Origin of the sequence: Pseudomonas bubulae, from assembly GCF_900618535.1 — a bacterium.
Lineage (GTDB): Bacteria > Pseudomonadota > Gammaproteobacteria > Pseudomonadales > Pseudomonadaceae > Aquipseudomonas > Aquipseudomonas bubulae.
The window spans coordinates 211,659-237,009 of the sequence record NZ_UYJA01000004.1; the positions used below are offsets into that span (position 1 = coordinate 211,659).

At 59.1% G+C, this 25,351-nt stretch carries 23 protein-coding genes; 15 read left to right on the plus strand and 8 right to left on the minus strand.

The window, feature by feature from the left end; translation table 11 throughout:
* The first annotated feature begins 91 nt into the window (after positions 1-91).
* From mdtD to PPTH39_RS15500, 5 genes are all read left to right on the plus strand, one after another.
* Positions 92-1,522 carry a multidrug transporter subunit MdtD gene (gene mdtD, locus PPTH39_RS15480; RefSeq protein WP_130872161.1) on the plus strand — a complete coding sequence of 477 codons (1,431 nt, stop codon included), beginning with the start codon at positions 92-94 and terminating at the stop codon, positions 1,520-1,522.
* A gap of 150 nt (positions 1,523-1,672) precedes the next feature.
* Positions 1,673-3,010 (plus strand): ATP-dependent RNA helicase DbpA, encoded by a 1,338-nt coding sequence (gene dbpA / locus PPTH39_RS15485; protein ID WP_228795946.1) that lies wholly within the window; start codon positions 1,673-1,675, stop codon positions 3,008-3,010.
* Positions 3,011-3,154: 144 nt separating this feature from the next.
* Positions 3,155-4,333 (plus strand): BaiN/RdsA family NAD(P)/FAD-dependent oxidoreductase, encoded by a 1,179-nt coding sequence (locus tag PPTH39_RS15490; protein WP_095017962.1) that lies wholly within the window; start codon positions 3,155-3,157, stop codon positions 4,331-4,333.
* A gap of 146 nt (positions 4,334-4,479) precedes the next feature.
* Complete coding sequence (gene yccS, locus PPTH39_RS15495; protein WP_094999803.1) at positions 4,480-6,654, plus strand: YccS family putative transporter; 2,175 nt, start codon at positions 4,480-4,482, stop codon at positions 6,652-6,654.
* Between the two features lie 64 nt (positions 6,655-6,718).
* Complete coding sequence (locus PPTH39_RS15500; RefSeq protein WP_094999802.1) at positions 6,719-7,180, plus strand: GNAT family N-acetyltransferase; 462 nt, start codon at positions 6,719-6,721, stop codon at positions 7,178-7,180.
* Here PPTH39_RS15500 and PPTH39_RS15505 read toward each other — a convergent pair.
* Together PPTH39_RS15505 and PPTH39_RS15510 are read right to left on the minus strand one after the other, a co-directional pair.
* The gene (locus PPTH39_RS15505; RefSeq protein ID WP_094999801.1) at positions 7,171-7,467 is read right to left on the minus strand and encodes a winged helix-turn-helix domain-containing protein; all 297 of its coding nucleotides are present in this window, start codon (positions 7,465-7,467) and stop codon (positions 7,171-7,173) included. The two genes, PPTH39_RS15500 and PPTH39_RS15505, sit on opposite strands and share 10 nt — an antisense overlap.
* A 51-nt stretch (positions 7,468-7,518) precedes the next feature.
* Complete coding sequence (locus PPTH39_RS15510) at positions 7,519-8,019, minus strand: YgjP-like metallopeptidase domain-containing protein (RefSeq protein WP_095017827.1); 501 nt, start codon at positions 8,017-8,019, stop codon at positions 7,519-7,521.
* Positions 8,020-8,208: 189 nt separating this feature from the next.
* On the opposite strand from PPTH39_RS15510, the gene PPTH39_RS15515 reads away from it, so the two are divergent.
* The gene (locus PPTH39_RS15515; RefSeq protein ID WP_095017828.1) at positions 8,209-8,643 is read left to right on the plus strand and encodes a hypothetical protein; all 435 of its coding nucleotides are present in this window, start codon (positions 8,209-8,211) and stop codon (positions 8,641-8,643) included.
* A 54-nt stretch (positions 8,644-8,697) separates the two neighbouring features.
* On the opposite strand, the gene rpoH is transcribed toward PPTH39_RS15515, so the two are convergent.
* From rpoH to ftsY, 4 genes are all read right to left on the minus strand, one after another.
* Entirely contained in the window at positions 8,698-9,552 is an 855-nt protein-coding gene (gene rpoH / locus PPTH39_RS15520; RefSeq protein WP_004419731.1) for an RNA polymerase sigma factor RpoH, read from the minus strand.
* Positions 9,553-9,666: 114 nt separating this feature from the next.
* Positions 9,667-10,689, minus strand: a complete 1,023-nt coding sequence (gene ftsX / locus PPTH39_RS15525) for a permease-like cell division protein FtsX (protein ID WP_094999798.1) — start codon at positions 10,687-10,689, stop codon at positions 9,667-9,669.
* Entirely contained in the window at positions 10,686-11,357 is a 672-nt protein-coding gene (gene ftsE, locus PPTH39_RS15530) for a cell division ATP-binding protein FtsE (protein WP_016782600.1), read from the minus strand. Before ftsE ends, ftsX begins: the two co-directional genes overlap by 4 nt.
* Entirely contained in the window at positions 11,354-12,799 is a 1,446-nt protein-coding gene (gene ftsY / locus PPTH39_RS15535; RefSeq protein WP_130872162.1) for a signal recognition particle-docking protein FtsY, read from the minus strand. Before ftsY ends, ftsE begins: the two co-directional genes overlap by 4 nt.
* A 356-nt stretch (positions 12,800-13,155) precedes the next feature.
* Here ftsY and PPTH39_RS15540 point away from each other — a divergent pair, with 356 nt between their 5' ends.
* From PPTH39_RS15540 to PPTH39_RS15570, 7 genes are all read left to right on the plus strand, one after another.
* A complete protein-coding gene (locus PPTH39_RS15540; protein ID WP_094999796.1) occupies positions 13,156-14,508 on the plus strand; it encodes a M16 family metallopeptidase in 1,353 nt (450 codons plus the stop codon).
* Entirely contained in the window at positions 14,501-15,991 is a 1,491-nt protein-coding gene (locus PPTH39_RS15545; protein ID WP_095020482.1) for a M16 family metallopeptidase, read from the plus strand. Before PPTH39_RS15540 ends, PPTH39_RS15545 begins: the two co-directional genes overlap by 8 nt.
* The gene (gene rsmD / locus PPTH39_RS15550) at positions 15,991-16,587 is read left to right on the plus strand and encodes a 16S rRNA (guanine(966)-N(2))-methyltransferase RsmD (protein WP_094999794.1); all 597 of its coding nucleotides are present in this window, start codon (positions 15,991-15,993) and stop codon (positions 16,585-16,587) included. Before PPTH39_RS15545 ends, rsmD begins: the two co-directional genes overlap by 1 nt.
* A 194-nt stretch (positions 16,588-16,781) precedes the next feature.
* On the plus strand, positions 16,782-18,128 hold the full coding sequence (locus tag PPTH39_RS15555; RefSeq protein ID WP_095020483.1) for a M16 family metallopeptidase: 1,347 nt from the start codon (positions 16,782-16,784) through the stop codon (positions 18,126-18,128).
* The gene (locus PPTH39_RS15560) at positions 18,121-19,575 is read left to right on the plus strand and encodes a M16 family metallopeptidase (protein WP_165446526.1); all 1,455 of its coding nucleotides are present in this window, start codon (positions 18,121-18,123) and stop codon (positions 19,573-19,575) included. The genes PPTH39_RS15555 and PPTH39_RS15560 overlap by 8 nt, the downstream gene beginning before the upstream one ends.
* 76 nt (positions 19,576-19,651) lie before the next feature.
* The gene (locus PPTH39_RS15565; RefSeq protein ID WP_130872164.1) at positions 19,652-20,695 is read left to right on the plus strand and encodes a hydrolase; all 1,044 of its coding nucleotides are present in this window, start codon (positions 19,652-19,654) and stop codon (positions 20,693-20,695) included.
* A complete protein-coding gene (locus PPTH39_RS15570) occupies positions 20,695-21,531 on the plus strand; it encodes an AraC family transcriptional regulator (RefSeq protein WP_095020485.1) in 837 nt (278 codons plus the stop codon). The genes PPTH39_RS15565 and PPTH39_RS15570 overlap by 1 nt, the downstream gene beginning before the upstream one ends.
* Before the next feature lie 10 nt (positions 21,532-21,541).
* Here PPTH39_RS15570 and PPTH39_RS15575 read toward each other — a convergent pair whose 3' ends face one another.
* The gene (locus tag PPTH39_RS15575) at positions 21,542-22,396 is read right to left on the minus strand and encodes a sulfurtransferase (RefSeq protein ID WP_095017833.1); all 855 of its coding nucleotides are present in this window, start codon (positions 22,394-22,396) and stop codon (positions 21,542-21,544) included.
* A 30-nt stretch (positions 22,397-22,426) separates the two neighbouring features.
* Positions 22,427-23,095, minus strand: a complete 669-nt coding sequence (locus PPTH39_RS15580; protein ID WP_095026834.1) for a TetR/AcrR family transcriptional regulator — start codon at positions 23,093-23,095, stop codon at positions 22,427-22,429.
* 158 nt (positions 23,096-23,253) lie between these two features.
* On the opposite strand from PPTH39_RS15580, the gene PPTH39_RS15585 reads away from it, so the two are divergent.
* Together PPTH39_RS15585 and coaD are read left to right on the plus strand one after the other, a co-directional pair.
* Positions 23,254-24,684 carry a coniferyl aldehyde dehydrogenase gene (locus PPTH39_RS15585; RefSeq protein ID WP_130872165.1) on the plus strand — a complete coding sequence of 477 codons (1,431 nt, stop codon included), beginning with the start codon at positions 23,254-23,256 and terminating at the stop codon, positions 24,682-24,684.
* 171 nt (positions 24,685-24,855) lie between these two features.
* Entirely contained in the window at positions 24,856-25,338 is a 483-nt protein-coding gene (coaD, locus tag PPTH39_RS15590) for a pantetheine-phosphate adenylyltransferase (protein WP_004419754.1), read from the plus strand.
* Positions 25,339-25,351: the final 13 nt, after the last annotated feature.

Genomic DNA, 25,351 nt, shown 5'->3' on the forward strand with positions numbered 1-25,351 from the left:
GCCGCGGTTTACCTGAAAAAACCCGGGCCTCTGCATCGCGAGCAAGCCCGCTCCCACAGAGGATTATCGACAATCCATAAAAAGAGGTCCTATGCCCGTACGCCCGGTTCTAAGCCCTGAAACCCTGCGCTGGTTGCCGTGGGTGGTGGCCATCGCGTTTTTCATGCAGTCACTCGACGGCACCATCCTCAACACCGCCCTGCCCGACATGGCCCGCGACCTCGACGAAAACCCGCTGCGCATGCAGGGTGTGATCGTTGCCTACATGCTCACCGTCGCCTTGCTGATCCCGGCCTCGGGGTGGATCGCCGACCGCTTCGGCACCAAAAAAATCTTTTTCAGCGCCATCCTGCTGTTCAGTTTCGGCTCGTTGCTCTGCGCCCTGTCCGGCACTCTCAACGAGCTGATCGGCGCACGGATCGTCCAGGGCCTGGGTGGTGCCCTGATGCTGCCCATCGGCCGGCTGGTGGTGCTCAAGGCCTATCCGCGCTCGGAGCTGGTGCGGATCATGGGTTTTATCACCATTCCCGGCCTGCTCGGCCCGCTGATCGGCCCCACGATGGGCGGCTGGATGGTGCAGTACCTGAGCTGGCACTGGATCTTTCTGATCAACCTGCCCGTGGGCATTCTCGGCTGCTGGGCGGTGTGGCACTTCATTCCGGATTTGCGCGGCAGCGAACGTACCCGTTTCGACGGGCTGGGCTTTGTGCTGTTTGGCGCGGCGATGGTGTTTATCACCATCGCCATGGAAGGCCTGGGCGAGCTGCATATGCCGCACCTGCGGGTGATGTTGCTGCTGTTTGCGGGCATGGCCTGTCTGGCAGCGTACTGGTTACGCGCGGGCAATATCAGCAACCCGCTGTTCTCCCCGGTGCTGTTTAAAACCAAGACCTTCGCAGTGGGCATCCTCGGTAACCTGTTCGCCCGCCTGGGCAGCGGCGCCCTGCCGTTTCTGGTGCCCTTGCTGTTGCAGGTCGCGCTGGGCTATTCCCCGTCACAGGCCGGGATGAGCATGCTGCCACTGGCCGCGGCCGCCATGCTGGCCAAATGGGTGGCCAGGCCGTTGATCGAGCGCGTGGGCTATCGCACCGTGCTGACGGCCAACACCTTCGCCCTGGGCCTGATGCTGGCCAGCATGGGGCTGGTTACCGAACACACGCCATACCCGTTGTTGCTGTCAATGCTGGCCGTTTTGGGAGCGATCAACTCATTGCAGTTCACCGCCATGAACACCGTGACCCTGATCGATCTCGACGACGCCAGTGCCAGCAGCGGCAACAGTTTGCTGTCGGTGGTGGCGCAGCTGTCCCTGAGCCTGGGCGTGGCTTGCGCCGGGGCATTGCTTGGCGGCTTTACCGGGGATGGCGGCAACGATGGGGTGGACACGGTGCTGGGCGCGTTCCAGCTGACCTTCCTCACAGTAGGGATCATGGCGATGCTGGCAGCGGCGATATTCCTGCAACTGTCACCCCAGGATGGCCGCAAACCCAAGGCCAACTCGGAACATGAGCTGGAACATTAAGCTACTTTTCGCCAAGAACTGGATGACATCTCGTCCAGAATGTTCAGGCAAAGGGCATGGGACTGGTACACTGCGCGACATTTTGTTTTGCAGGCCAGTCCCGTGACCACCATTGCCACCGCTTTTAACACTCTGCCTCTGTCCGCCGCCATGCTGGCTAACCTCGACTCCCTCGGTTATGCCCAGATGACGCCGATTCAGGCGCAGAGCTTGCCGGTGATCCTCAAAGGCATGGACCTGATCGCCCAGGCCAAGACCGGTAGTGGCAAAACTGCCGCCTTCGGCATCGGCCTGCTGAACCCGATCAACCCGCGCTTCTTCGGCTGCCAGGCCCTTGTGATCTGCCCGACCCGCGAACTGGCTGACCAGGTCGCCAAGGAAATCCGCCGCCTGGCCCGCGCCGAAGACAACATCAAGGTGCTGACCCTGTGTGGTGGCGTGTCGTTCGGCCCGCAGATCGGTTCGCTGGAGCACGGCGCGCACATCATCGTCGGCACTCCGGGGCGTATCCAGCAACACTTGCGCAAAGGCTCGCTGGTACTGGACGGTCTGAACACCCTGGTACTGGACGAAGCTGACCGCATGCTGGACATGGGCTTCTATGACGCCATCGAAGACATCATTGTCAAGACCCCGGAGCGTCGCCAGACCTTGCTGTTCTCGGCCACTTACCCGGCCGGTATCAAGCAGCTGTCGTCCAAGTTCATGCGCAACCCTCAGCAGGTAAAAGCAGAGGCACTGCACACTGACAGCCAAATCGAGCAGCGTTTCTACGAAATCTCGCCTGAAGAGCGCATGAGCGCCGTGACCAAGGTACTGGGCCACTTCCGCCCGCAGTCTTGCGTGGCGTTCTGCTTCACCAAGCAGCAGGTGCAGGAAACCGTTGATCACCTGACCTCCAAGGGCATTTCGGCCGTCGGCCTGCACGGCGACCTGGAGCAGCGCGACCGTGACCAGGTACTGGCCATGTTTGCCAACCGTTCGACTTCGGTACTGGTTGCCACCGACGTAGCCGCCCGTGGTCTGGACATCGACGCGCTGGACATGGTGCTCAACGTTGAGCTGGCCCGCGATTCGGAAATCCATATTCACCGTGTTGGCCGTACCGGCCGTGCGGGCGAAAAAGGCGTGGCCATCAGCCTGGTTGCCCCGTCCGAAGCGCACCGCGCCCAGGCCATCGAGCAGTTGCAGAAAGCTCCGCTGAACTGGGAAACCCTGGACACCCTCACCTCTCAGGGCGGCGCACCGTTGCTGCCGGCCATGAGCACACTGGTGATCGGCGCAGGTCGTAAAGACAAGGTTCGCCCAGGCGATATCCTTGGCGCACTGACCGGCGACGCAGGCATTCCGGGGGCCCAGGTTGGCAAGATCGCCATCTTTGACTTCCAGGCCTATGTGGCGGTTGACCGCACCATTGCCAAGCAGGCTGCACAGCGCCTGAGCGAAGGCAAAATCAAAGGCCGCGTATTGCGCGTGCGGGTTTTGTAAGACGCTTCAAGAGCCCCCTCACCCCAACCCTCTCCCGGAGGAAGAGGGGGCAGATTTGCATAGAATTCGAAATCACCCTGGTCAAGCTCCCTCTCCCTCAGGGAGAGGGCTGGGGTGAGGGCTGCTTTTACCGAGGACACCGCTTTGCGCTCTACCGACGTTGTGATTATTGGCGCTGGCGCCGCAGGCCTGATGTGCGCACTGACCGCCGCCAACCGGGGGCGCAAGGTGATGCTGATCGACCACGCCAACAAGGCAGGCAAAAAGATCCTGATGTCGGGCGGTGGCCGCTGCAACTTCACCAACATGTACACCGAGCCCAACAATTTCCTGTCGCAGAACCCGCACTTTTGCAAGTCGGCCCTGGCCCGCTACACCCAGTGGGACTTTATCGAGATGGTCGCCAAACACGGGGTGCCCTACCACGAGAAAAAACTCGGCCAGCTGTTTTGCGACAACAAATCCAGCGACATCCTCGAAATGCTCCTCGACGAGTGCAAACAGGCCGGCGTCAGCCTGCACCTGGACACTTCAGTCGAACAGATCGAAAAAACCGACAACGGCTACAGCCTCAATACAACGCTGGGGCCGGTTGACTGCCAGTCTCTGGTGGTCGCCACCGGCGGGCTGTCGATCCCGACCCTGGGCGCCACAGGCTTCGGCTATCAAATCGCCAAACAGTTCGGCCACACCTTGCTGCCAACCCGCGCAGGCCTGGTGCCGTTTACCATCACCGATCAGCTCAAAGAGATCTGCACCGAGCTGTCGGGCACGTCGGTGGATTGCCTGGTGAGCTGCAACGACCAGAGCTTTCGCGAAAATATCCTGTTCACCCACCGTGGTTTGAGCGGGCCGGCGATCTTGCAGATTTCCTCGTTCTGGAACCCCGGCGATACGGTTGAGATCAATCTGCTGCCCGACCTCGACGCCCTGAGCTGGCTGCAAACACAGCAGGTTGAGCGCCCCAACAGCGAGTTGAAAACCCTGCTGGGTGAAATCTTCACCAAGAAGATGGCCAATCTGCTGGCCGAGCACTGGTTCGAGTCCAAGCCAATGAAGCAGTACACCCCGGCGGAGCTGGCGCAGGTGGCGGACAAACTGGCGTGCTGGAAGGTGGTCCCCGCGGGAACCGAAGGTTATCGCACCGCTGAAGTGACCCTGGGTGGGGTCGATACCCGCGAAGTGTCGTCCAAGACCATGGAATCGCTGAAAAGCCCCGGCCTGTATTTTGTCGGCGAAGTGCTGGATGTAAGCGGCCATCTTGGCGGCTTCAACTTCCAGTGGGCGTGGGCTTCGGGGTATGCAGCGGCGCAGTACGTCTGACCTGCCCCCCTGCAGTCGCTGCTGCAACCTGCAGCAGCGACTGCAGGGGCGCATGAAAAATATTTTTGGTTCGATGTGACAGCCCCATTGCACTGTCGTCTTATCTGGCTCAAGTTAGCGAATCACGAGCCAGGCACCGCCACTTCATGTCATCGAAAAGCTTTCAGCATTCCCTGCGCCGCCTGTGGGCACTGGACAAGTTCAGTTACAGCGTGCGGGTATTTGTCGCCCTGACCGGCAGCATGGCTTTTTGCTGGTATCAGGATGAGATGTCACTGCTGATCCCGTTGTTTCTGGGGGTTATCGCCAGTGCGCTGTCTGAAACCGATGACAGCTGGCAAGGCCGTCTCAACGCCTTGCTGGTGACGCTGGTGTGTTTCACCGCCTCGGCCCTGAGTGTCGAGCTGCTTTTCCCCTACCCCTGGCTGATGGTCTGCGCGCTGGCCCTGGCCAGTTTCGGCCTGACCATGCTCGGCGCGCTGGGCGAGCGCTACGGGGCGATTGCTTCAGCCACACTGATTCTGGCCGTGTACACCATGATCGGCGTGGATCAGCGCGGCGGCGAAGTCACCAACTTCTGGCATGAACCCTTGCTGCTGGTGGCCGGTGCCGCCTGGTACGGGATACTGTCGGTGCTGTGGCAGGCGCTGTTTTCCAATCAGCCGGTGCAACAGAGCCTGGCCCGGTTGTTCTGGGAACTTGGCCTGTACCTGAAAATCAAGTCGGCGCTGTTCGAGCCCATCCGCAAACTGGACGTGGAAGCGGGCCGGCTGGAACTGGCCCGGCAAAACGGCAGGGTGGTGGCGGCGCTGAACACCGCCAAGGAAATCATCCTGCACCGGGTCGGCAATACTCGGCCAGGCTCCAAACTCAGCCGCTACCTCAAGCTGTATTTCCTCGCGCAGGACATCCACGAGCGAGCCAGCTCATCGCACTACCCGTACAACGCCCTGGCCGATGCCTTCTTCCACAGTGATGTGATGTTCCGCTGCCAGCGCCTGCTGCGTCAGCAAGGCGTGGCCTGCCAGCGCCTGTCGGAGTCGATCAAGCTGCGCCAGCCATTTGTCTATGACGACAGCTTTGCCGAGGCTCTTGGAGACCTGCATGCCTCCCTCGAACACTTGCGCATCCAGAGCAACCCGGCCTGGCGCGGACTGTTGCGTTCATTGCGGGCACTGGCCGCCAACCTTGGCACCCTCGACCGCCTGCTGAGCGATGCAAGCAACCCCGACACCCTGGCCGATGCCACCGATAGCAGCCTGCTCGACCGTTCGCCACGTAACCTCAAGGATGTCTGGTCACGCCTGCGCCAGCATCTGACACCCACTTCGCTGATCTTCCGCCACGCCTTGCGCCTGCCCCTGGCTCTGAGTATCGGTTTTGCGATGGTGCACTGGATTCACCCAAGCCAGGGCTACTGGATCATCCTCACCACGCTGTTCGTGTGCCAGCCAAGCTACGGCGCCACGCGGCGCAAGTTCAGCCAGCGGATTATCGGCACGGCCATCGGCCTGGCCGTGGGCTGGGCGTTGTTCGATCTGTTCCCCAACCCGCTGGTACAGTCGATGTTTGCCGTCGTGGCCGGGGTGGTGTTCTTTATCAACCGCACCACGCGCTACACCCTGAGCACGGCGGCCATCACCCTGATGATTCTGTTCTGCTTCAATCAGGTGGGCGATGGTTACGGACTGTTCCTGCCGCGCCTGTTCGACACCCTGGTGGGTAGCGTGATCGCGGCAGCGGCGGTGTTCCTGTTCTTGCCTGACTGGCAGGGTCGTCGTCTGAACCAGGTGCTGGCCAATACCCTGAGCTGCAACAGCCAGTACCTGCGCCAGATCATGCAGCAATATGCCCAGGGTAAAAGCGACAGCCTGGCCTATCGGTTGGCACGGCGTAACGCACATAACGCCGATGCGGCGCTGTCGACCACCCTGGCCAATATGCTGATGGAACCCGGGCATTTCCGTAAGGATGCAGACATGGGCTTCCGCTTTTTGGTGCTGTCCCACACTTTGCTCAGTTACCTCTCTGGCCTGGGCGCCCACCGCGACACCCAATTGCCTGCCGAAGTGCGCGAGCAGTTGATTGAAGGGGCCGGGGGCAAGATTGCCGACAGCATCGACCAGATTGCCCAGGGCCTGGCCACCAAGCAGGCGGTTGCAGTGCAAAGTGATGAGGAAGAGGCCCTGGCCGGCGAACTTGAACAAATGCCCGATGAAATAGATGAAAACCAGAGGCTGGTACAAACCCAACTGGCGCTGATTTGCCGCCAGCTCGGGCCACTGCGCACCCTGGCCGCGCATTTGGTCAAGGCACCTTAGGCCTTGGCGCCAGTCGGCATCACGCCTACTATCGAGACATGAACTCGCCAACAAGGACAAGATCGTGACCACCGACTGGCTCTGCAAACACCACAACGACCTGGGCAAGGAACAGCTCTACGCAATCCTCGAATTGCGCTCAAAAGTATTTGTCGCCGAGCAGAAATGCGCCTATCAGGACGTCGACGGGCAAGACCTGACGGGCGATACGCTGCATGTGATGGGCTGGCAAGACGACCAGCTGGTGGCCTACGCCCGCATCCTCGACCCCGAGTCCCAGGGCGGTGACGTAGTGATCGGCCGCGTAATCGTTGCCGTCGAAGGCCGCGGGCAAAAGCTTGGGCATACCCTGCTTGAACAGGCCCTGAAAAATATCGAAGAGTACTGGGCGGGGCAGCCCGTATTCCTGTCCGCCCAAGCGCACCTGCAACCCTTTTACGAGCAACACGGGTTCAACACCCAGGGCGAGATCTACCTAGAAGACAACATCCCGCACATCGGCATGCGCCTGACATCTCAGGGGTAACCCAGCACCTGCTTGATCTGCACCAGATGCCCAGCGACCCAGTTTTTGTCCACCGGCCCCCAGTTGCGGATCAGGTAGCGTCCGGCATGGTTGCGGGCGCCATCCTGCTGTTCAAATTCGCAGATGATGTCCAGATCGGCCAGGGCAGCAATGGTGTCCTGGGCGGTACGACGCGGCATGCCGGTGACTTCGGTCAAGGCAGGCACGCTGCTGGCGATCTGGCTATCGATCAACCAGGCCACATACAAGCGCCGGTAAAAGCTGCTTTTGGTTTTGCTGACTTCCATTCAGAACTCCTGCCCGTCTATACGGGTCCGCTCCCACACATAAAGTAAGTGTCAGGTTTTGCCCTGCATATCCCGCCACGTGAGGTACACCCGCAGGTCGAACTCCAGTTGGTGATAACCCGGCAGCATGTGCTCACACAGTTTGTAGAACGCCTTGTTGTGGTCTGACTCTTTCAAGTGGGCCAGCTCGTGGACCACGATCATCTTCAAAAACTCGGGCGCCGCTTCCTTGAACAGCGAGGCCACGCGCAGTTCCTTTTTAGCCTTGAGCTTGCCGCCCTGAACCCGTGAAATAGCAGTATGCAAACCCAGCGCACGGTGGGTCAGGTCGAGCCTGTTATCAAACAGCACCTTGTCAAAGGATGGCGCATTGCGCAGGTATTCCTGTTTGAGCTCCTGAGCGTAGGCATACAGGGCCTTGTCGCTTTGCACGGCATGACGCTGTGGATAACGCTCGCTCAGGTAACTGCCCAGCTGGTTGCGCTCGATCAATTGGCGCACCTGCTCTTGCAAGGTCTGGGGGTAAGCCTGGAGGTATTTGAGCACAGTCATGGGGCGCCAACGCACAGCGTAAAAGTGCGCCAGTGTAGCGAATTCGATCCCCGGGCGCCCACGTCAGACTTTTACGCTGCCAAAAGGCAGACGCTTCCGAGAAAACACGATGCACACAAGCGCTGCTTGCGACCCGCAAACTCACAGGGCTATCTTCACCAGTCGCCGATGCTCCCCCGTGGAAGAAACATGAAAAAGCCGACGCCCGACGATCCCAAAGCCATTCACACTCCCCGGGATGATCATCAGCACGATGAAACCACCCGGCTTATTCTCGACGCCCTGCTTCAGGCCCCGCCCGTTTGCCTGGAAAACCTCAAACCCACCCGTGCACTAAGGGCAGGCAAGCAATCACCCTTTGCCGTGCTGCCTGATATCCGTGCAATCGAAGCGCTGTCCCATGTGTCGCTGATGCTCAAAAGCGCAGAAGAGGTCTCGGATGAAATCACCGCATACGCCAGCGGCATAGAGCGTGGGCTGGTGTGGTCGCTGGTGCATTCGGTGGAGATGTCCCGATCACTGGTGGACTCACTGCTCAGGGCCAATGGTGTTGATCCAGAGTTGCTAAAGGCACAACCGTCAACCTGGCCCTGCGCGAAGCAGGCTGGCAAGGGGGGGCTTTAATTCCTCCAAAAAAAAACGCCCCGATCAGATCGAGGCGTTTTTTGGTCGGGCCGGTCAGGCGGCAATCGACAGTTTGAGCTTGTTCATCGCGCTTTTTTCCAGCTGACGAATCCGCTCGGCTGACACGTTGTACTTCTGCGCCAGGTCGTGCAGCGTGGCTTTTTCTTCAGCCAGCCAGCGCTGATACAGAATGTCACGGCTGCGGTCGTCCAGCACTTCCAGCGCTTCGTGAAGGTTGCTGGTGGAGTTGTCGGTCCAGTCAGCATCTTCCAGTTGGCGCGCCGGGTCATACCGGTGGTCTTCCAGGTAGTTGGCTGGCGACTGGAACGCACTGTCGTCGTCAGCTTCGGCTGCCGGGTCGAACGCCATATCATGACCGGTCAGGCGGCTTTCCATCTCGCGCACTTCGCGAGGCTCTACGCCGAGGCTTTCAGCCACACGATGCACTTCATCGTTGTTCAACCAGGCCAGACGTTTTTTCTGGCTGCGCAGGTTGAAGAACAATTTGCGCTGAGCCTTGGTGGTCGCAACTTTCACGATCCGCCAGTTGCGCAGGATAAATTCGTGGATCTCTGCCTTGATCCAGTGCACCGCAAAAGATACCAGACGCACACCCATTTCAGGGTTGAAGCGTTTGACCGCCTTCATCAGGCCGACGTTGCCTTCCTGGATCAGGTCAGCCTGAGCCAGGCCATAGCCCGAATAACTACGGGCAATGTGTACAACAAAACGCAGGTGGGCGAGCACCATCTGCCGAGCCGCCCCCAAATCCTGCTCATAATAGAGACTCTCGGCCAGTTCACGCTCCTGCTCCGGTGTCAGCAATGGAATGCTGTTCACCGTATTGACATAGGCCTCGAGGTTCGCACCAGGGACCAACGCATACGCAGGTTGCAAAGAAGTGGTCATACGAAAAAACCTCCGTCTCACATAACTCGTGCAGTTCAGCACTGCGAAAGTTGACCGGAAACCTGGAAAAAAGTTCCCAAAAAAAGCTGAAAAGGTCAACAGGCAAAAAGAAAACTATTTAGGCGAAAGCTCACGTAAGTGACGCGCAACTGCAATCCATGCACCGATATACCCTAACAGCACCGCGCCAAGCAAGAGAGACAGACCATCGGCTACCGGCACACCCGCCAAGGCAAAATTGCTGCCGTACAAGCCAGCCAGCCCCACCACCGCGTCGTTAAGCCAGTTCAGGCCGAATGCCAAAACGCCCCAGGATAAAACTCCCGCACCAAAGCCATAGAGCGCACCCATATAAAGAAAGGGCCTGCGCACATAGCTGTCAGTACCGCCGACCAGCTTGATGACTTCGATTTCGATGCGACGATTCTCGATATGCAAACGAATCGTATTACCGATAACCAGCAGCAAAGCTGAAACCAGCAACACCGTCAAGCCAAACACAAAACGGTCACCCAATTTCAGGATTGCCGCCAGACGTTCGACCCAGACTAGATCAAGTTGCGCCTGTTGCACCTTCGGCAACTGCGCAAGGCGTTCGCGAAGGGCTTCAAGCGTCGCTTTATCGACTTCTGCCGGGGTTACCAGGACCACACCGGGCAACGGGTTATCGGGCAACTCTTTAAGCGCTTCGCCCAGCCCTGACTGCTGCTGGAACTCTTCGAGTGCCTTTTCGCGGCTGATAAATTCCGCGTCAGCCACCCCTGCCATACCTTTTATCTGATCGCTGAGATTTTCACCCTGCTGGCTGCTGGCATCCATCTGCAGATACAGCGAAATCTGTGCTGCACGCTGCCAGGAACCACCCAGGCGCTCGACGTTGTTAAGCAACAACGACAGGCCCATCGGCAGACTCAAGGCAACCGCCATCACCAGGCAGGTAAAAAAGCTGCCAATCGGCTGCTTGCCAAGGCGCTTCAGGCTGTCGAGCAGACTGGCCCGGTGAGCCTCAACCCAGGCGTGAAACAACATGGCGAAGGTCGGGCCATCGTCATCATCGTGTTTTTTCTTCGGCGGCTGCGGGTCGGCAGCCTTTGGAGCTACGCGCTCGGATACTTTGGAACTGCGGGTGGCACTCATTGCGCGGCCTCCCCGTCACCGATCAGACGTCCGCGCTGCAAGGTCAGCATGCGATGGCGCATGCGTGCGATCAGCGCCAGGTCATGACTGGCAATCAGTACGCTGGTGCCCAAGCGGTTGATGTCTTCAAATACGCCCATGATTTCCGCCGCCAGACGCGGGTCGAGGTTACCGGTGGGTTCATCGGCCAGCAGCAAGGCCGGGCGATGCACGATGGCGCGGGCAATGCCTACACGCTGTTGCTGACCCGTGGATAAGTCACCCGGGTACAGGTCGGTCTTGTCCGACAGCGCTACGCGCTCCAGCGCCGAGTCGACACGCTTGGCGACTTCAGCCTTGGACAGGCCGAGAATTTGCAGCGGCAGGGCGACGTTGTTGAACACTGTGCGGTCAAACAGCAACTGGTGGTTCTGGAAAACCACACCGATCTGGCGACGTAAAAAAGGGATCTGCGCGTTGCTGATTTGCCCCAAGTCCTGCCCCGCCAGTAGCAATTTGCCGCTGGTCGGGCGTTCCATCGCCAGCAACAGGCGCAACAGCGTGCTTTTACCTGCGCCGGAGTGGCCGGTCACAAAAAGGAATTCGCCTCGACGGACCCGAAAGCTCAGCTCGTGCAGGCCCACGTGTCCATTTGGATAGCGCTTACCGACCTGCTCGAAACGAATCATGGACGCTCCCGCTCCGCAAACAGAGCCTGGACAAAGGGTTCGGACTCAAAATCACGCAAATCATCGATGCCTTCACCCACACCGATAAAGCGGATAGGAATATTGAATTGCTTGGCCAGGGCGAAAATCACCCCGCCTTTGGCCGTGCCATCGAGCTTGGTCAGCGCCAGACCCGTGAGGGCAACGGTCTGATCAAACTGCTTGGTCTGGTTGATAGCGTTCTGCCCGGTACCGGCATCGAGCACCAACAGCACTTCGTGGGGAGCGTCTTCGTCAAGCTTGCCCATGACCCGGCGAACTTTCTTGAGTTCTTCCATCAGGTTGTCTTTGGTATGCAGGCGACCGGCGGTATCGGCGATCAATACGTCGATGCCACGGGCCTTGGCAGCTTGCACAGCGTCAAAAATCACCGACGCCGAATCCGCGCCAGTGTGCTGGGCAATGACCGGGATATGGTTGCGCTCGCCCCACACTTGCAGCTGCTCGACGGCGGCCGCACGGAAGGTATCACCGGCAGCCAGCATGACTTTCTTGCCTTCAAGCTGCAGTTTTTTCGCCAGTTTGCCGATGGTGGTGGTTTTACCCGCGCCGTTGACGCCTACCACCAGAATCACGAATGGCTTGTTTTGCGATTCGATTTTCAGCGGTTGCTCCACCGGCTTGAGCATGGCCGCCAGCTCGTCCTGCAGCGACTTGTAGAGTGCATCGGCATCGGTCAGTTGCTTGCGCGCGACCTTCTGCGTCAGGTTCTTGATGATCACCGAGGTTGCTTCAACACCCACGTCGGCGGTCAACAGTCGGGTTTCGATCTCTTCGAGCAGATCGTCATCAATGGCTTTTTTGCCCAGAAACAGGCTGGCCATGCCTTCGCCAATGCTGGCGCTGGTCTTGGACAAGCCTTGCTTGAGACGAGCGAAAAAGCCTGTTTTTTGCTCGGGGGGCGCAACTGGCGCGGGGGCCGGGGCCTCGACCAACGGGGCTGGGGCAGCCACCACAGGCGCAGGTGCAGGTGCAGGTGCGACGACGGCAACTGGCTCTGGCTCTGGCTCTGGCTCTGGCTCTGGCTCTGGCTCTGGCTCAACAACAGTCTCGACCACCGCAAGCGCTTCAACAACAGGCTCGGGCTCGGGGATCGGCGGCACGATATGCGGTGCCTGCACATCCTCGACAAGCGCCACCGGTTCTTCGGCGACAGGCAAGTGCGGCCACGGTGCCGGCTCGGCGGCCAATTCAACCGCAGGCTCGGCGGCAACCACGACCACTTCGGGCGCGGCCTCGACCTCCACCGGAGTGGCCTCAACCAGCGTCTCAGGGATGATTTCGGGCGCAGGCGCGGGTTGTTCCACGACAGTTTCCTGCGGCTTTCTGCGCAGCCATCCGAACAGGCCTTTTTTCTCGCCAGCCGCAGCTGGGGTCTTCTTGTCGTCGTTGGAACCAAACATGGAGGACGGCTATCTCATCGTAGCGACGCGCCACTGTGGCGCCCCGGCAAATAATATTCGGTGTGAAACAGACTGTAATTTTGTCAGCTTGTTCGCACGCAACTGTATTCAGAGGGTAAAACACACCTCGTAAACTTCGTCTTAACTCGGGTCTGTCACGGGAAAGTCGGCAAAAATGCGAAATTTACCGGTATACATCCACACTTCCAAGCGGGCTCCTATACTGCCCGATCAAACGTCGTCTGATCGTCAAAGGCCTGATAGGCGTGGCCGCCAGTAAAACGGATCAGTATCCTAGCACCTCCTCACCCGCAGACGCTAAGGCCGAGCGGGTAGCCCAACAGGTTAAAAAACGAATGAATCTAGCCCGCCGCGCTGCTGGCCTGTTGCTCAGCACAGTTTTATTACCGCTTTCGGCCCTGGCGGCCGAACCGCAGCCCACCCACGAGTTCCGCCTGGACAACGGCCTCAAGGTCATCGTGCGCGAAGACCATCGCGCCCCGGTGGTGGTCTCCCAGGTCTGGTACAAAGTGGGTTCCAGCTACGAAACCCCTGGCAAGACCGGCCTGTCCCACGCGCTTGAGCACATGATGTTCAAGGGCAGCAACAAGGTCGGTCCCGGCGAAGCCTCGTTGATCCTGCGCGACCTTGGCGCCCAGGAAAACGCCTTCACCAGCGACGACTACACCGCCTACTACCAGGTACTGGCCCGTGACCGCCTGGGCGTGGCCTTTGAGCTTGAGGCCGACCGCATGGCCAGCCTTCGCTTGCCGCCCGAAGAATTCAAGCGCGAGATCGAAGTCATCAAGGAAGAGCGCCGCCTGCGCACCGACGACCAGCCCATGAGCAAAGCCTACGAGCTGTTCAGCGCCATGGCCTTCCCTTCCAGCGGCTACCACACCCCGACCATCGGCTGGATGGTCGACCTGGAGCGCATGAGCGTTGGCGAACTGCGCGCATGGTATGAAGAGTGGTATGCCCCCAACAACGCCACTTTGGTGGTGGTCGGTGACGTCACCCCGGATGAAGTCAAAGCCCTGGCCCAGCGTTACTTTGGCAAGGTGCAAAAACGCGAGATACCTGTCGCCAAAATCCCGCTGGAACTGCCGACCCCTGGCGAACGCCTGCTCAAGATCCACGTCCAGACCCAACTGCCAAGCTTGATGCTGGGCTTTAACGTGCCCAGCGTTGCCACGGCCAAGGACCCGATCACCGCCAATGCCCTGCGCCTGATTTCCGCGCTGCTGGACGGCGGCTACAGCGCACGCATGCCGACGCAGCTGGAGCGGGGCGAAGAACTGGTCTCCGGTGCATCGTCCAGCTACAACGCCTTCACCCGTGGTGACAGCCTGTTCATGCTTTCGGCGATGCCCAACAGCCAGAAGAAAGTCACCATGGCCCAGGCCGAGGCAGGCTTGTGGCGCTTGCTCGATGACCTGAAAAAGACCCCGCCGACCACTGAAGAGCTTGAACGTGTGCGTGCCCAGGTAATTGCCGGACTGGTCTACGAGCGCGACTCGATCACCAGCCAGGCCACTTCGATCGGCCAGCTGGAAACCGTCGGCCTGTCGTGGAAGCTGATGGACTCAGAACTGGCCGACCTGCAGAAGGTCACCCCGGCCGATATCCAGCAGGCTGCCCGCACCTATTTCACTCGCGACCGTCTCAGCGTTGCCCATGTACTGCCCGAGGAGAAAACCCATGAGTGAGCGTAAAGGCCCCCGCTACGCCCTGCTTGGTCTGAGCGCCGCCATACTGGTGGGTGCACTCGGCTACTTTTTTACCAACCCGCAGCAATCGGTCGCCAGCCAGGCACTGGACCAGGCCAAGAGCGAGCACAAGCTCGAATCCCTGGCCGAGCTGGACGGCAAGGCGCCCAGCCACCGTGCGCTGAACGTGCAAACCTGGAAAACCGCCGAAGGCTCCAAAGTGCTGTTCGTCGAAGCACGGCAATTGCCGATGTTCGACCTGCGCCTGACCTTCGCCGCTGGCAGCAGCCAGGACGAAAACACCCCGGGCCTGGCCCTGCTGACCAACGCCATGCTCAACGAAGGTGTAGCGGGTAAAGATGTGGGCGCCATCGCCCAGGGCTTTGAAGGCCTGGGCGCGGACTTCGGCAATGGCGCATATCGCGACATGGCCGTGGCCTCGCTGCGCAGCCTGAGCGATGTAGATAAACGCACACCTGCGCTCAACCTGTTCGCCGAGGTGGTGGGCAAACCCACCTTCCCGGCCGACTCCCTGGCGCGGATCAAGAACCAGTTGCTCGCCAGCTTCGAGTTTCAGAAACAAAACCCCGGCAAACTGGCCAGCGACGAACTGTTCAAGCGCCTGTACGGTAACCACCCGTATGCCCACGCCAGTGATGGCAATGCCCAAAGCATCGCCGCGATCACCATTGACCAGCTCAAGGCCTTTCACAACAAGGCCTACACCGCAGGCAACGCCGTGATTGCGATTGTTGGCGACCTGTCGCGTGCCGAAGCCGAAGCCATTGCAGCCCAGGTATCTGCCGCACTGCCCAAAGGCCCGGCAGTGGCCAAGACCGTGCAACCAAGCGAGCCCAAGGCTGGTCAAACCCATATCGAGTTCCCGTCCAAACAAACCCACCTGCTGCTGTCGCAGCTGGGCATTGACCGTGACGATCCCGACTATGCCGCACTGGCATTGGGCAACAGCATTCTGGGCGGTGGCGGTTTCGGTACGCGCCTGATGACCGAAGTGCGTGAAAAGCGCGGCCTGACCTACGGCGTGTACTCCGGCTTCAGCCCGATGCAGGCTCGCGGCCCGTTCATGATCAACCTGCAAACCCGCGCCGAACTGAGCGAAGGTACGCTCAAACTGGTGCAAGACATTTTGGCCGACTACCTGAAAAATGGTCCGACGCAAAAAGAACTCGACGATGCCAAGCGTGAACTGGCTGGCAGCTTCCCGCTGTCCACGGCCAGCAACGCCGCCATCGTCGGCCAACTTGGCGCAATGGGCTTTTATGATTTGCCCCTGGATTACCTGGAAACCTTCATGCAGAAGTCCCAGGACCTGACCACCGAACAGGTCAAGGACGCCATGAACAAGCACCTGAGCGCCGACAAAATGGTCGTAGTGACCGCCGGCCCGACCGTGCCGCAAAAACCACTGCCACCTCCTACCGACAAACCTTCAGAGCAACCTCTTGGGGTTCCGGAGCATTAATGGCAAAGCCAAAAAACACATCGCACTCAGGTGCTGGTCAGTTACGCATCATTGGCGGGGAATGGCGCAGCCGCAAGCTGGACTTCCCCCATGTAGAGGGCCTGCGCCCGACGCCAGATCGCGTGCGTGAAACCCTGTTCAACTGGTTGGCCCCCTATATCGGCGGCGCCAGGGTACTGGACGTTTTCGCCGGCAGCGGCGCACTGTTCCTTGAAGCCATGTCCCGCGGCGCAGCCAAGGGCGTGGCACTGGACAGCAACCGCGATGCGATCTCCAACATCCGCGAGAACATGGGCATTCTGCGCTGCACTGTCGGCGAAGTTCAGCAGACTGACGCCCTGCGTTATCTGGACACCACGCCAAGCACAACCTTTGACGTGGTATTCCTCGACCCGCCGTTCAACAAGGACCTGCTCAAACCTGCTTGTGATCTGCTCGAGCAACGCGGCTGGCTGGCTGAAGACGCCTGGGTTTACACCGAAAGCGAGTTGCGCCCGTCAGAGCTGGGCTTGCCTGCCAACTGGCGCCTGCATCGCGAGCAAAAAGCCGGCGGCGTGAACTACGCCCTGTGGCAACGCGAAGCCACTCAAGCCTGATGAACCTGTAGTCGCTGCCGCAGGCTGCGATCAAGCCCGGAGGGGTCGCTTTTTCAAAAGCGAAGGCCCTTCGGTCCTTATCGCAGCCTGCGGCAGCGGCTACAGATTTTTGCGGTACAAGGTATCTATGTACCGCCCGCCTCTCCCCTCTCAAGCCCAATCTGTTCTGACGATAAACAGTCAGGACACCCACCATGAAACACCCCCTTGCCGGGCTGGCTCTCGGCTTTATGTTGCAACCGCTGATGGCCCTGGCCAGCAGCCAACCCTCCACTCAACATTTCACCCTGGATAACGGCCTCAAGGTTATCGTTCACGAAGACCACCGTGCAGCCGTGGTTCACTCACAGCTCTGGTATCGGGTCGGCTCAAGCTATGAGCCCCCAGGCCAATCCGGGTTGTCCCACGCCCTTGAACACATGATTTTCAAAGGCAGCAGCAAACTTTGTCCGGCCGAGTCAGACCACATCTTTCAAAGCCTGGGCGCAACGGACAATGCGGCGACGCAAAATGACGCCACCATTTTCTTTCAAACCCTGCCCCCCCATGCCCTGGCAGTCGCACTTGAAGTGATGGCAGACCAGATGAGCACTGCACACCTGTCCGCTGCTCATTGGGCCGGTGAGCGCGAAGTCATCAAAAGCGAACGCAGCGAAAGCGTCGACAACGACCCCCATCAGCGCGCACTTGAACTGCCACGTCGCCTGGCATTCCTGACCAGCGCTTCCGGCAGCCCGGTCATCGGCTGGATGCACGACCTCGAACGCATGCACATCGATGAACTCAAGCACTGGTATAGAAGCTGGTATGCGCCCAATAACGCCACCCTGATCATCGTCGGCGATATCGACACCGAGCAGGTCAAGGCCCTGGCCACACGCTACTTCGGCCCGATTGCCTCACGCGAGCTACCTGTGATCAAGGCCCCGCTCGAACTGGCAGCTCCCGGTGAGCGCACCATGACTCAGTACATCGATCATCAAATCCCGAACCTGAGCATGACGTTCAACGTGCCAAGCCTGCACACCCAGACCGACCCACGTTCAGCTCCAGCACTGGAGCTGCTCAGCGAGTTGCTCGGTGGCGGCGACAGTTCAGAACTCAAAAGCAGATTGTGGCGCGGCGAGGAATTGCTGATCAGCGTCGGCTCACATTACAGCAGCATCAGCCGCGGTGATGAGCTGTTCAGCATCGACGCCACCCTCAACCTTAAAAAGATGAAACCGCTGAGCGAGGTTCAAGAACGGATTTGGGCCGTGATCGACTCAGTGAAAAAAACACCCCCCTCCGGCAGTGACCTTGAACGCGCCCGTACGCGGATCATTGCACGGCATGTTTTCAGCCGTGATGACCTGCAAAGCCTGGCTCTGTATCTCGGTGAACTGGACATTGCGGGCTTGTCGCCAGAGGACGACGAAAAGCGCATGCAGATATTGGCGAAAATCACCCCTGAAGATATCCAGCTCGCCGCTCAAACGTTCCTGACCCACGACCGCTTGACCCTCAGCTATGTACTGCCCAAGGAGGCGCGCCATGAATAAGCCTCACGCAATCGCAGCCAGCCGCGCCTTGCGCGTCGCTACGCTGCTGTTCACCCTTGCCTGTGTCTGCGTGCAAGCCAGAGCACAAGAACCACAAGCACGACTGCAATCGCTGCTTGAGTTGAGCACTGCCGTGCCTGCCACCCGCCTGCCGACAATCAAGGCCTGGAAACTGAGCCAAAACACCAAAGTCCTGTTTGTCGAAAGCCACACTTTGCCTATGATCGATGTGCAAATCACCTTTGCCGCGGGCAGCAATCAGGATGGCGATACACCCGGCCTGGCAGCGACTGTACTGAGCCTGTTTAACGAAGGCTCGACGCTCAAGGACGCCAACGCACTGGCCAAAGGGTTTGATAGCCTGGGCGTGGATCTGGGTAACGGTATCGATAAAGAGCGGAGTTTCTTCACCCTGCGCAGCTTGAGCGCCCCGCACATCCGCGAACCCGCCATGCAGTTGTTCACCGAGATGCTCGCCCAACCGGGCTTTACCGTCGAAGGCCAGCGACGGGTCAAAAACGAACTGTTCACCAAACTCAAAATAAACCACGAAGACCCACACGCTCTTGCACGGATGCAGATCTACAACGAACTCTATCCGGGGCAACCTTACACCCGCTCCGACTTCGGCTCGGTCGAGAGCCTGGAGCGCATAGATGAATCACACCTAAGGGCCTTTTACCGTCGCGCCTACACTGCTGCCAACGCACAGATCGTGATCGTCGGCGACCTGACCCTGCAACAGGCGCAGAGCCTCAGCCGCTCACTGGCCAATGCCTTGCCCGCCGGACCAGCACTCGCTGAAAGACACTCGGTGCCTGCCCCGCTGCCCCATGGCAAAACCCTGCATATCGAAGATGAAGCAACCCATACCGTACTGATGCTGGCACAGAATGCCTTGCCCAATCAGCACCCTGACGGGGTAGCGATCCGGGCCGGGCATATTATTTTCAGCCATATCCTCAACAGGCAGTTAAGGGAGGAGCGCAGCATCACCTATGGCGTGCTATCGCAAATTCCCCATGCGCAGGGACCAACCCCCTGGATCATCAGCCTCAATACCCCCTCGCGCTACAGCCAAAGCGCCCTGGTTCATATCAAAGCCCTGTTTGCCCAGTACCTGCAGGACGGACCCAGCGAAACCGAACTGGACGACATCAAGCAGTTCCTGCTGCGGGCGCTGCCACAGCTCACGGCCAGCAACCTGGATATGCGCAACGAACTGTCCATCATCAACCGCTTTAACCAGCCCCTGGCCTTCAACTACAAGATCCAACAGATTCAAGCCTTGACCAGTGAGCAGATCAAAGCGGCGATGAACCGTCACTTCACGACTGACGGCTGGGTCGGCGTAACCGTCGGCCCCAGTGTTGCTCAACTGCCCCTGCCCAAGGTGATGGTGCCAGAAACGACGATGGCACAAAGTTGTATGCCTGCCATCAGATAACCCCGGCACCCGCACGCAACACTTGGGTGTCGGGCCCTGATGTGGCAATTTAGACATCCGCCGTACCTGTTACTCGATGAGAACCTCCGTGCCTTTTCCAGCCAGTCATGCTTCACCCCTCAAGCCTTTTACTCCGGCTACGGGTCTGGGCAACCCCCATGTCCAGACGCTATGGGGGCCGTTGTGGCGTACCAAGCCGGTCATTGAACATCGACGTGAACGTATCTGGCTAAAGGATGGCGATTTTCTCGATCTGGACTGGCACGGCACACCCTCAGACCATGCGCCGGTGGTACTGGTGCTGCACGGCCTGACCGGCTCGTCGGGCTCTCACTATGTACTGGGGCTGCAAACCGCCCTCGCCGCACGCGGCTGGACCAGCGCCGCACTGAACTGGCGAGGGTGCTCGGGCGAACCCAATTTACTGGCCCGCAGTTATCACTCAGGGGCCAGCGAAGACCTGGCCGAGGCAGTGGCCCATTTACGTGCCGCACATCCGCTGGCCCCCTTGTATGCCGTAGGCTATTCGCTGGGGGGCAATGTGCTGCTCAAGTATCTGGGCGAAAGCGGCAGCGACAGCGGGTTGCAAGGCGCTGTCGCGGTATCGGTGCCGTTCCGGCTTGACCAGTGTGCCGACCGGATCGGTATGGGATTTTCCAGGGTCTATCAAGCTCACTTCATGCGCGAGATGCTGGCTTACGTCAAAGACAAAAAACATCGATTCCAGCTCGATGCCCAACACGAAGGTCTGGCCAGCCTGACCAGGCTTGGCTCGGTCGAAGCCCTGAGCAAAATGCGCACCTTCTGGGAGTTCGATGACCGCGTAACGGCACCTCTTAACGGCTATCTGAATGTCGATGACTACTACCGTCGCGCCTCCAGCCGCTACTTCCTCGGCGCCATCCACACGCCGACGCTGATTATCCAGGCCATGGACGATCCGTTCGTGTTCAAGCACAGCATCCCCGACACCAGCGAGCTGTCAGCCTGCACGCAACTGGAGTTGCACACCAGGGGCGGGCATGTCGGATTTCTGGAGGGCTCCCCAAGAAAACCGGGCTATTACCTTGAACGAAGAATTCCGCAATGGCTGGCCGCACTGCGGCTTGAATCTGCGTAATGGACGTAGAACAGGGTGAGTCGATCCGTTTCTGGCAAACACCCCCCCTGACGGGTGTCGAACTGCTGACGGCACGTTATATCGAACATCGCTTTGTGCCCCATGTGCATGATGGTTTTGTGATCGGCATGATCCTCGAAGGCGCCCAGCGCTATCGCTATCGCGGCGCCGAGCATCTGGCTGCCACCGGTACGCTGGTGCTGATCAACCCGGACGAAGTCCATAACGGTCACAAAGGTCATGATGCGGGCTGGCGTTACCGGGCTTTTTACCCGGACAACGTGCAAATTCAGCAGTTGCTGGAAGAACTGGAACTGCCCGCCACCCACTTGCCGACCTTCAATGACACATTGCTGTACGACTGCGACCTGTTTCGCGGGTTATTCCAGCTACATCAATTGCTCGAAGGGCCGGAGACTGCGCTGCAGCAGCAAACCGCATGGCGTCAGATGATGCTTGCCCTGCTCAACCGCCATGCCCGCCTGCCACTACCAGCCAAGCCCGGGGTCGAACACCGCGCTGTAAGCCGTGCCAAGGAAGTACTGCAAGCCCGGCTGGCAGAGCCACCCTCACTGGAAGAACTCGCCGCCGCAGTCAATCTGTCGCCATTCCACTTTGCCCGCGTATTTCAGCGCGCCACCGGCATGCCACCGCACACCTGGTTGATGCAACAGCGTATCGCCCATGCCAGAGCCTTGCTGCAACAAGGCTGTTTGCCACTCCAGGTGGCGACGCAACTGGGCTTTGCCGACCAGAGCCACCTGAACCGGCAATTCAAGAAAGTCTATGGTGTTGGCCCCGGTGCATACCGGTTGGCCAGTGTCGGCACCCCTTAAGCCAACTGGCTCAATCGCCAGTAGCAATGCCCCGCGCAGGATCATTGATCCACTCGCTCCACGAACCCGCATAAAGCTTGCCTAGCGGATAACCCGCCAAGCCCAATGCAAAAAGGTTGTGACACGCCGTCACCCCGGAGCCGCAATAGGCAACCAGCTCCTCGGGAGAGCGGCCGGCAAGTTTTTCGGCAAAGCGCTGCTTGAGCTGCGCCGCAGGCAAAAAGCGCCCCGTAGGATCCAGGTTTTCGCTGAAGGCGGCACATTGCGCGCCCGGAATATGCCCGGCGATCGGGTCAATCGGCTCGACCTCACCTCGAAAACGCGGCTGGGCACGGGCATCGATCAGGGTCAGTCCCGGCTTGGTCAGGCGCTTTTGCAATTGTTCGGCGCTCAGCAGCATATGGCTGTCGGGTTTGCCTTCGAAAGTGCCACGCAAGGTCGGTGACGCATCCAGGCTCAGTGGGAAGCCCGCGGCATGCCAGGCCTTGAGACCACCATCAAGGATAAATACACCCTCGCGCTTGCCCAGCCAGGTCAGCAACCACCATGCCCGGGCCGCAAAAGCACCCGGGCCGTCGTCATACAACACCACATCGCTGTCGGCATTGATGCCCCAGGCCTGCAGACGCTCAACCAGAGTACGTGGATCGGGCAATGGATGACGACCGGTCACACCTTTGATTACAGGCCCGCTCAGGTCGCGTTCGAGATCGGCAAATTGCGCGCCGGCAATATGCCCCTCGGCATAACTGCAACGGCCGTAGTCCGGGTCTTCGAGGGCAAAGCGGCAATCCAGGATAACCAGGCCGGGCTGCGCCTGACGTTCATTCAGGGCATGAGGGCTGATCAGTTGCGCAACGGGCATAGTGAACTCCTGTGAGGGGGTGAAATGCAGTTATTGAACGTACAACGCGTGTTCCAGAGGGACGTAGTATTCCTTGATCAACTCATCGATGGCTTCACGTGCCTGGTCGGTAACAAAACCTGATTCCAGCACCAGCAGTTGGTACACACCGCGCTTGATGGCCTGCTCGCTGAGCTGGTCACTGTTTTCACGGGTGGCGCATAAAAAACCTACCCAGGAGGTGAGAATAATCCATGCATTCAGGCTCAGGGATTCAATTTGCCGGGGGCTCATGCACAAGATTTCGGCCTCGACAAAGCCAGCGTATATGGCCTGGGCCTGTGTGAGGCAGTGCTGGGAAAAACGTCGATAGCGGATGGCCAGTTCCGTGTCGCTGTGCAATAAATGCTCGATATCTCGATACAAAAAACGGTAGCGCCACATGGCATCCAGCAGTTGCTGCAGGTAGTGGTGCTTGTCGGCAACGGTTGGCAAACGCCCGTGGGGAGGGTGCAAAAAGCTCAATACCAGCGCTTCGTACTCGCTGAACAAGACCGCGATAATCGCCTGCTTGTTGGGGAAGTGGTAGTACAGATTACCGGGCGAAATTTCCATATGGGCCGCAATGTGATTAGTGCTCACACTGCGTTCGCCCAACTGGTTGAAAAGCTCCAGGCTGCTGTTGGCGATGCGCTGACTGGTTTTTAGTCGTATGGCCATGGGCTTGCGCTTAAATTAAAAACGAAAGGCATCTTACGGCCTAACCTTGAATCGATAAACAACACGGGGCAGACCTTCAATTGACAGGTTAGAGCACAAGCTCTAAAAACATAGTGCTCTTCTACGATAAATACCGATAAAAACTGCCTGGAGCCATCATGCCTGTCGACAGCACTCACACTCACGACGCCCCGGTTCAACCGGACGCTCTCCAGTCCTTGCTCGACAAGCAGCGCCAGGCCTATGCCGCTCATCCATTCCCGCCACTTGCGCAGCGCCAGCAATGGCTCAAAAGCCTGCGCCAGCTGTTGAGCCGCGAGCGCGAGGTGCTGATCGATGCCATCAGCCAGGATTTCACCCATCGCAGCCCGGACGAGACCCTGTTTGCCGAATTGATGCCGTGCTTGCACAGCATTGATTATGCCCTCAAACACCTTAAGCGCTGGATGAAACCTTCCTCACGCAGCGTAGGCATGATGTTCGCGCCCGCCAGTGCCAAAGTGATGTATCAGCCGCTGGGGGTTGTGGGAATTATTGTGCCGTGGAACTACCCGCTGTATCTGGCCATCGGCCCGTTGGTTGGCGCATTGGCTGCCGGCAACCGGGTCATGCTCAAGCTCAGCGAGTTCACCCCGGTCACCGGGCACTGGCTCAAGGATTTGCTGGGGCGGATCTTCCCCGAAGACATGGTTGCGGTGGTACTGGGCGAGGCAGATGTGGCGGTGGCGTTCTCCGGGCTGGCGTTCGATCACTTGCTGTTCACCGGTTCCACCCATGTGGGCAAACGGGTGATGCGTGCAGCTTCTGAAAACCTGACGCCCGTAACACTGGAGCTGGGTGGTAAATCTCCCGCTATCGTGTCGGCCGATGTACCGCTCAAAGACGCTGCCCAGCGCATCGCCTGGGGCAAAACACTCAACGCCGGGCAAACCTGTATCGCTCCGGATTATGTGCTGGTACCCCAGGATCGGGTAGACGGCTTCGTCGATGCCTACCGCCAGGCCGTTCACAGCTTTTATCCGACCCTCATCGATAACCCGGACTACACCGCAATTATCAATGACCGGCAGCTGGCGCGCCTTGAACGGCTGCAAACCGACGCCACCCTCAAGGGCGCACGGTTGATCCCGCTGTATGAACAGGGCCAGGGGCGGCGCATGCCCCATACGCTGGTGCTGGATGTAAACGACGAGATGCACGTCATGCAGGACGAAATCTTCGGCCCTCTACTACCCGTTGTGCCCTACTCCAATCTGGATCAGGCAATGGCCTACATCAACCGTAGACCCCGCCCTCTGGCACTGTATTACTTCGGCTACAACAAAGCCGAGCAACAGAGGGTTATCCACACCACTCACTCGGGCGGGGTCAGCATCAACGAAACGTTGTTGCATGTGGCTATCGACGACCTGCCTTTTGGCGGCGTCGGGCATTCAGGCATGGGGCATTACCACGGCCACGAAGGTTTCCTGACCTTCAGCAAAGCCAAGGGCGTGCTGTGCAAACAGCGCCTGAACAGCTCGCCGATGATCTATCCGCCTTATGACCGGCAACTGGTACGCATGATCCAGAAGCTGTTTATCCGCTAACGGGCTTTATCGAAAAACTGGCGAGCCTACTGGGCCAACGCCTGAAAAAATCATGAAAAAGCAGTAAATTCGTCGCGTCTATAGTGCTTTCTTCTGCGAATGGCGACTTGGCCGACCGGGAATGCTGCGATACCATCCGACTCCCCAACGGATTCCCGCCAGGACGACGCGATGAACCGAGTGTTGTACCCAGGTACATTCGACCCTATTACCAAGGGCCATGGCGATCTGGTCGAACGCGCTTCGCGCCTGTTTGACCACGTGATCATTGCTGTCGCTGCCAGCACCAAGAAAAACCCGCTATTCCCTCTGGAACAGCGGGTGGAGCTGGCTCGTGAAGTCACCAAACACCTGCCCAATGTTGAGGTGGTCGGTTTCTCGACGCTGCTCGCGCACTTTGCCAAAGAACAGAATGCCAATGTGTTCCTGCGTGGCCTGCGTGCCGTGTCGGACTTCGAATACGAGTTCCAGCTGGCGAACATGAATCGCCAACTGGCCCCCGATGTCGAGAGCCTGTTCCTCACGCCGTCAGAACGTTATTCGTTTATATCCTCGACGTTGGTGCGCGAAATCGCAGCATTAGGCGGTGATATCAACAAATTCGTACACCCGGCCGTGGCTGATGCCCTGACCGAGCGTTTTCGCAAGAAATAACCACTGAAGCGGC